The following is a 1,572-nucleotide window of genomic DNA, read 5'->3' on the forward strand; positions in this document are numbered from 1 at the left end:
CGCCTGGAACCAGCCGGCCTGGAACGCGCCGGCGTGGAACAGTGCTCCCGCTGAGCCGCCGCGCATCGCCGAGCCGTCGTCCGAGGATCACCTCCGGTCGGTCGAGCCGCCCGTCGGCGGCACCGTGCCGGCGGCGTTCACGCGACAGCCCGAGCCCCCGCCCGCTCCGCCGGGGCCCGTCACCCCGCCCGCGAACTTCGCACTGACCTGGGGCGAGCAGCAGGAGCGTCAGCCGCTCGACAGCGAGGAGGGGCTGCGCGCCGCATTCCGCCGACTCGCCGACCCCTCGACCATGCCGACCGCCGGGCGGCCCGAGCCGGGCCCCGAGCCGGGACCGGAGCAGTCGGGGGGCGAATCGCCGTTCGTCGGCTTCGCGCCGCCGCCGGTCGCGCGTCGCTCCTTCACGCCCGTGACGCCGTCCGCCGGCGCCGGTGCGCCCGACGACTTCGCGGATGAGCTCTGGTCTGCGCTGCACGAGGACGATCAGCCTGCGGCCGCAGAGCAGGGCGTCGTCGGACACGAGGCGGACGCCTACGCGGACCAGCAGGCATTCGACGACCGCGGGGCGTACGCCGAGCAGGGCGCCTATGCGGAACAGCCCGCGTACGACCATGCGGCGGCGTACGACGGCCGAGGCCCACAGCCGGGCCGGTTCGGCCCGGACGGCTACGAGCAGGGCGTGTACGAGCAGGGCGGATACGAGCCGGGCTGGACGGATGGCGCAGGCTTCGTCGACCCCGTCGGGCCGAGCGTGGCACCGGGGGTCGGCCCGGCCGGCGCCGGACCGGGCGGGTACGTCCAGGACTTCGCGGCCCGCGGGGGCACGTACGACGGCGACGCCGGCCGTGGCGACGGTCGCGGACACGGAGACGGTTTCGACCATCAGGGCTACGGCCCGGACGGCTACGACCAGGACGGCTACGACCGCGACGGCTACGACCGCCAGGGGTACGCTCGGCCGGCCTACGACGCGGACGGCGGCTACGACGGTGGTGCGTACGGCTACGACGCGGAGGACCCGAACGGCCCCGTCGACGGTGCCGCCTTCGCCGAGGACGGCTTCGGTGCGCCGGCGGACCGGAACGGCGACGAGTCCGGGTTCGGCCCGGACGCGTACGCGGACACCGGGGCGTACGGCGACGAGCAGTTCGGTGCGCACGACGAGGCGTCCGTCCACGAGGACGGATACGACCTGCGCGAACTGTGGCGCCAGGGCGGCGGCGATTCGCAGCCGGACGGGGCATGGTCCGACGAGCCGACCGACTGGCGCGAGGGCATCGGGCAGCCGGATGCCGAGCCGGCCGACGAGGTTCGCTGGTATGCCGACGACCTCGACGAGCGGGGACACGCCCCCGCATCCGACCGGCCGTCCGTCGACGCGCCGTCCGACGCCGACCCGTGGGACGCCGACGAGTCGCCCCGTGCGCGGGAGTTCGCGCAGGCGGGCTACCTCTGGAACCTGACCCCCGACCCCGCCGGTCGTGACCCGAAGGTCCCCACCGAGGAGGAGGCGGACGACGACCAGGCGCCGGGCCCGCGTCGCGGCGCCGGCGCGCCGGTCGTCGCCGACGA

General features: G+C 75.9%; 1 pseudogene. It reads left to right on the forward strand.

From position 1 onward, the window contains the following. A pseudogene (locus ESO86_RS19370) lies at positions 1-1,572 on the forward strand (hypothetical protein); the annotation flags it as partial.

The sequence above is a fragment of the Agromyces binzhouensis genome (genome assembly GCF_004135055.1).
GTDB lineage: Bacteria > Actinomycetota > Actinomycetes > Actinomycetales > Microbacteriaceae > Agromyces > Agromyces binzhouensis.